Source organism: Synechococcus sp. EJ6-Ellesmere (genome assembly GCF_024345875.1).
Lineage (GTDB): Bacteria > Cyanobacteriota > Cyanobacteriia > PCC-6307 > Cyanobiaceae > Regnicoccus_A > Regnicoccus_A antarcticus.
The window spans coordinates 1-5791 of sequence record NZ_JAGQBY010000181.1 but is presented as its reverse complement, the minus strand read 5'-3'; the positions used below and the strand labels follow the sequence as shown (position 1 = coordinate 5791).

The 5791-nt window shown below is 69.9% G+C and carries 6 protein-coding genes; 1 reads left to right on the top strand and 5 read right to left on the bottom strand.

Translation table 11 applies throughout. The annotated features are described in order from the left end of the window. A partial coding sequence (locus KBY78_RS15495) for a M3 family metallopeptidase (protein ID WP_255144387.1) occupies window positions 1-1160 on the top strand: 1160 nt, incomplete at its 5' end. Window positions 1161-1190: 30 nt separating this feature from the next. Here KBY78_RS15495 and KBY78_RS15490 read toward each other — a convergent pair. The 5 genes from KBY78_RS15490 to KBY78_RS15470 form a co-directional block, all read right to left on the bottom strand. Continuing rightward, window positions 1191-1784: a triacylglycerol lipase gene (locus KBY78_RS15490; RefSeq protein WP_255144386.1), complete on the bottom strand. Its 594-nt coding sequence runs from the start codon at window positions 1782-1784 to the stop codon at window positions 1191-1193. A gap of 4 nt (window positions 1785-1788) precedes the next feature. After that, window positions 1789-2199, bottom strand: a complete 411-nt coding sequence (locus KBY78_RS15485; protein ID WP_006171364.1) for a dihydroneopterin aldolase — start codon at window positions 2197-2199, stop codon at window positions 1789-1791. A 7-nt stretch (window positions 2200-2206) separates the two neighbouring features. Further along, on the bottom strand, window positions 2207-3526 hold the full coding sequence (locus KBY78_RS15480; RefSeq protein ID WP_255144385.1) for a glutamate-5-semialdehyde dehydrogenase: 1320 nt from the start codon (window positions 3524-3526) through the stop codon (window positions 2207-2209). Window positions 3527-3558: 32 nt separating this feature from the next. Next, window positions 3559-4449, bottom strand: a complete 891-nt coding sequence (locus tag KBY78_RS15475; RefSeq protein ID WP_255144384.1) for an ROK family protein — start codon at window positions 4447-4449, stop codon at window positions 3559-3561. A gap of 10 nt (window positions 4450-4459) precedes the next feature. Then, window positions 4460-5791, bottom strand: a 1332-nt coding sequence (locus KBY78_RS15470) for a translocation/assembly module TamB domain-containing protein (protein WP_255144383.1), incomplete at its 5' end; no start/stop codon positions are given.

The window sequence follows — 5791 nt, the reverse complement described above, 5'->3', positions numbered from 1 at the left end:
CCTATCCGGCTGCGGAGCGGGAGCTGCAGGCCCTGGCCGTCTGCGCCGGGCGCCAGGGTGCCCCTGAGGCCGGCGATCTCAAACCCTGGGATGTGAGCTTCTGGGCCGAGGTGTTGCGCTGCGAGAGCTTCGATCTCCGTGGGGAGGCGCGGCGTCCCTGGTTCCCCCTGCTGCGGGTGCTCGATGGCCTCTTCGATCTCTGCGGCCGCCTGTTCGGCATCCGCATCGAAGCCGCCGACGGCGAAGCACCGGTGTGGCATGGCGATGTGCGCTTCTTCCGGGTCTTCGACGTCAGCAGTGGGAAGCCCATCGCCAGCTTTTACCTCGATCCCTACAGCCGCCCCGGCAGCAAGCGCGGCGGAGCCTGGATGGACACCTGCCTGGATCGCCACACCGACGCCGCCGGGCGCCCGGTGCTGCCGGTGGCCTACCTGATCTGCAACCAGAGCCCGCCGGTGGGCGACATCCCCAGCTTGATGACCTTCGAGGAGGTGGAGACCCTCTTCCACGAATTCGGACACGGGCTTCAGCACATGCTCACCACCGTGGAGCGGCCCCAGGCGGCCGGCATCAACCACGTGGAGTGGGACGCGGTGGAGTTGCCCAGTCAGTTCATGGAGAACTGGTGTTACGACCGGGCCACGCTGCTGGGCATGGCCCGGCACTGGCAGACCGGTGAGCCCCTGCCCGAGGCGGAGTTCGCCAAATTGCTGGCGGCGCGCACCTTCATGGGTGGCAGTGCCACCCTGCGCCAGGTGCACTTCGCCCTGGTGGACCTGCGCCTGCACAGCTCCTGGACTCCCGCCTCGGGCTTGAGCCCAGAGGATCTGCGCCGCCAGATCGCCGCCACCACCACAGTGCTGCCCCCGATTCCGGAGGATGCCTTCCTCTGCGCCTTCAGCCACATCTTCGCGGGGGGCTACTCCGCTGGCTACTACTCCTACAAGTGGGCCGAGGTGCTCAGCGCCGATGCCTTCAGCGCCTTCGAGGAGGTGGGTCTCGAGGATGAGACGGCCGTGCAGAGTACTGGCCGCCGCTTCCGTGACACGGTCCTCAGCCTCGGCGGCAGCCGCAGCCCCGCCGAGGTGTTCGAAGCCTTCCGTGGCCGGGCGCCCTCGCCGGAGGCCCTGATCCGTCATTCCGGCCTGGTGGCGGCCTGATGGTGGGCTGATGCGAGCCGCTGGAGGTTGTTAAGGGCGCAACAGCTCCCGGCGCAGCACCTCCAGCGACGCCGGTGCGCTGAGCACGTTCTGGTGCAGCCATACGGGCAGGGGCCTGGCCGGGCCGAAGGGCAGCACCGCCTTCCAGCCCGGCACCACCACCTGATCGGTGGGGGTGTAGAAGCTCAGGCACTCCACCCCTGCAAGGGCATGGGGCTCCTCGTTGAGCCGGCGCAGCAGCGGACTGCCCGGTTTCATGTCGGCGATCCCCCCCAGCAGGAATGCCGGCCAGGGCTGGGCTGTGATCGTGCCCTGCTGAGGGCTGGCCACGCTGATGAAACGGCGAGTGCGCTCCTCCCCCCCCAGCAACTGCAGCCAGCAGCGGCCGATCACCCCGCCCATCGAGAACCCGAGCAGATCGATCGGTTCCTCCGCTCCGAACCGGCGCTCGATGGCCTGTCCCAGCCGCTCGGCCAGGTCCAGCAGGGGCGTGGCGCCGAGGCGGTGGCTCAGGTGGGGAGCCAGCAACGGATCGCGCGCTCCCGCCAGGAGCTGTTCCAGGCGCCGGAACAGGCGGGGCGAATCCCAGAGCCCATGCACCAGCACCAGGGGGGGGGCAGCCATCGCTTCAGCTGGAGGGGGGCCCATGGCGCCAGCGCTCCACCTGCACCAGACCGCTGAAGCCCGGCACCGGGGCCGCGCATTTGCTCAGGATCAGGCGTTGGCTGACGGGGCCGTAGAGCTGCTCGATGCACTCCATCATCCGCTCGGCGTAATGCTCCAGGGTGAGGCAGTGGATTGTGCGTGCCTGCTCCTGCAGTGCCCGGATCGCCAGGCTGTAATCGAGGCTGTGCTCGAGATCATCACTGCGGCCGGCGGGGCCCAGATCGTGCCAGAGGCTGAGGGAGAGCTCGAACCACTGGCCCAGCTCCCGCTCCCGCTCCAGCACGCCCACGTGGGCCCAGAGCCGCAGGGCGTGCAGATGGATCGCCTCACGGCCGAGCAGAGAGAGGGGCACTGGGCTGGCCGGATCCGCCATGGGCGTGTCAGAGGGGCAGGGAGCGGTGGCTGAAGCGGCGTAGGCCGCTGGCGTAGTCGGCGGCAATGTGACCCTCGCCGCGCAGGCGGTAGCGGTAGGTGACCAGCCCCTCCAGCCCCACCGGCCCGCGCGGGGGAAGGGTCTGGGTGCTGATGCCCACCTCGGCACCGAAGCCGTAGCGGAAGCCATCGGCGAAACGGGTGGAGCAGTTGAGGTACACCCCCGCGCTGTCGACGGCCGAGAGGAAACGCCCTGCCGTCTCGGGATCGGTGGTGCAGATGGCGTCCGTGTGGCGGGAGCCGTGACGGGCGATGTGCTCCAGGGCCTCCTCCAGGCTCTCCACCACCTTCACAGCCAGGATCCGGTCGGAGAATTCCCGGCCCCAGTCGTCGTCGCTGGCGGCACGGGCCACCCCGAGGGCGCAGGCGCGGGGACAGCCCCGCAGTTCCACGGCTTCGGCCTGGAAGGCGCTGATGACAGCCGGCAGGAATTGGCTGGCCACCTCCTGGTGCACCAGGAGGGTCTCGATCGCATTGCAGGCGGCTGGATACTGGGTCTTGCTGTCGATGGCGATGCGCAGGGCCTGCTCCTGATTCACCGAGCGGTCCACAAACAGATGGCAGACCCCGTCGGCGTGGCCGAGCACGGGGATGCGGGTGTTGTCCTGGATGAAGCGCACCAGCTCGTTCGAGCCCCTGGGGATGATCAGATCCACCAGGCCGTCGAGCCGCAGCATGCCCAGGCTCTCCTGGCGAGTGGTGAGCAGGGCGAGGGCCTGCCGATCAACCTCGCTCTCCGCCAGGCCCTCCTGCAGGGCCTCGAAGATCGCTGCGCAGCTGCGGCTGGCCTCGCGCCCCCCCTTGAGCAGGGCGCCGTTGCCGGAGCGGATCGCCAGCGACGCGATCTGGATCAGGGCGTCCGGGCGCGCCTCGAAGATCACCCCCACCACCCCCAGGGGGACCGTGACCCGCTCCAGCACCAGGCCCGCATCGAGTTCGGTGTGCAGCTGGCGGCGCCCGACCGGATCCGGCAGCTCCGCCAGCTGCCGCACGCCCTCGATCGCTCCTGCGAGCTTGGCGCCGTCGAGTTTCAGCCGGGCCACCAGGGCCGGCGCCAGCTGATCCGACGCCGCCGCCTCCAGATCGGCTGTGTTGGCGGCCACGATCGCCTCGGCCGAGCGCTCCAGGGACTGGGCCATCGCCAGCAGGGCCTGCTGCCGCTGGCCATCGCTGCATTGCCCCAGGGCCATGGCGGCTCGGCGCACGGCGGCGGCGCGGCTGAGCAGCTCTGGGCTGGGATCGGGGACGGCGGATGGGGTGGAAGCCATCGATCCATCATTCCAGCCGCAGCGGCAGCGTCTCAGCTCGGCAGGGCCTCGAGAGCCAGCCGCACCGCCCCCAGCCGTCCGGCGCCGTTACCCAGAGCGCAGCGGCGAATCTCCAGGCCCTGGCGGCTCACGGGCAGCACCCGCTCCTCCACCTCGCGCCACACCGCCGGCAGAAAGTGATCACTGGCGGCGCTGAGGCCACCGCCGATCAGCACCAGCTCGGGGGTGAGCACGTAGAGCAGTGAACTCAGGCCGATCCCCAGCCAGCGGCCGTAACGGGTCCACACGGCCAGGGCCTCGGCGTCGCCGGCGTCGGCGCGGCGGTCAAGCTCGGCGGGATCCAGGGGGCTGAGGCGGCCCAGGCCGGTGATGCTGCAGTACTGCTCGAGCGAGCCCCGGTTGCCGCTGTGGCAGGGGGGACCATCGGGATCCACGCCGATCAGGCCGGGCTCGATCGCTGCCCCATCGCGGCCCGTGAACAGCTGGCCCCCCAGCAGCGCGGCTCCACCGACACCCGTGCCCAGGGTGAGCAGCAGCACGTCGGACCGGCCGCGGGCCGCCCCCAGCCAGGCCTCCCCCAGCAGGGCGCAGTTGGCGTCGTTGGCCAGGATCACCCGCCGGCCCAGCTGGGGCTCCAGCCAGTCGGCCAGGGGTACATCGTGCCAGCCGGGCAGGTTGATCGACACCCTCGCCACCCGGCCGCTGCGGTCCATCGGTCCTGGCAGGCCGATCCCCACCCGGCCGGCCTGGCGCCCGGGATCCACCGCCGTGATCGCCTCCACCAGCTCTGTGCACACCGCCCCGGGCAGAGCCGGACGGGGGGCGGGGCAGTCCAGTTGGGCGAGGCCGGCGCCGCTGGCGTCGAAGTGGCCGAGCTTGATGGCGGTGCCTCCGAGATCAACGCCGATCAGGTCCTTCGTCAAGCGCGCCCCTTCAGAAGCGGAAGAACAACTGCAGCTGGCCCTGCCAGCGCCCTTCGGTGTCGAAGGACCCCTGCAGGCCCACGGTGTCATTGGCCTGGTAGCGCAGAGTGAGCTGGGGGGGGATGTCGGTGCGGTTCGGTGCAGCCAGCACCGAGAAGTTGAAGCGTTCGGTGATGTCGAGGCCCAGCTCCGAACCCAGCACCAGCTGGGCCGGCGCGCGGCGCGACTCCTGCCGGGAGCCCGAGGCGTTGTTGCCCACCTCCTGGGTGGAGGGGGAGAAGAAGGTGGGAAAGATTGAGAAACTCAGACGCTGGCCGAAGGCGTTGCTCAGGGTTCCCACCAGAGGGGAGAGCAGCGACTGACCGAAGACCGTGGCCAGGGCCGCCGTGGCGTTGCCGCCGCTCAGACCGGCCAGGGAATTGCCGCCGATCAGAGCCACCAGCCGCTCCTCAGGCAGGGGAGGGGAACTGCGGATGGTGAGCGATTCGGCGATGCGGTCGGCCGGGCCGCTCACGGTCACCACCACCTTCACCAGGTTGAGCTGATCCAGCGGGGTGTAATCGCCCTGCAGGTCGAAGTCGTTGATCGCCCCCCGGCCCCGGCCCACCTTGAGCGTGTCCGAAACCCGGGTGCGCAGGGCGATGTCCACATAGGGGATCAGACCGAGGCTCGGGGTGAACACCGCCACGTTGGGGGCGTCGGGATCGAGGGTGAAATTGGTGGTGAACAGGCTCAGACGACCACCGCGCAGCCGCACCACCCCGCTGGCGCTGAGGCTGGGGTCGATGCGGCCGTTGAGGGTGAGGGTGCCGCCCGTCTTGAAGCTGGCCACGGGCGGCACCACCACTTCCAGATCGGGGCCAAGGTTGAGTCGGAGGTTGTTCAGGCGCAGCAGAGCCACCCGCGGGATCGAATCGCGCAGAGACAGAGCCGTGTCGCTCTCCACCTCCGGCCCCAGCAGCACCAGCGGCTTCTCGAAGTTCCACGACTCCTCCACCAGCTGCCGGGCTGGCTTGGGCTTGAGGACTCCGTTCTCATCCTCCTGGGCCAGGGTGCCCGGCTGGCCATTGATCGTGCCCTTGCTCAGGCTCAGCTCCCCGCTGAGCAGGGGCCGCAACAGGCTGCCGCGCAGTGACAGGGTGCCATCGGTGAGGGCGTTGAGGCGGGGCGCGCTGATTCGGGCGGTCTTGACGGTGAGGTTGAGGGGTTGGCGCTGGGGAATGTCGCGGAACAGGCCGAGGCCGCCGCTGCCATCGAGGTCCCCCGTGCTGCCCATGCGTGCCTTGAACTCCTGAACCAGCAGTTCCTCGAAATCGAAGAGGACCGTGGCCTGGAGGTCCTT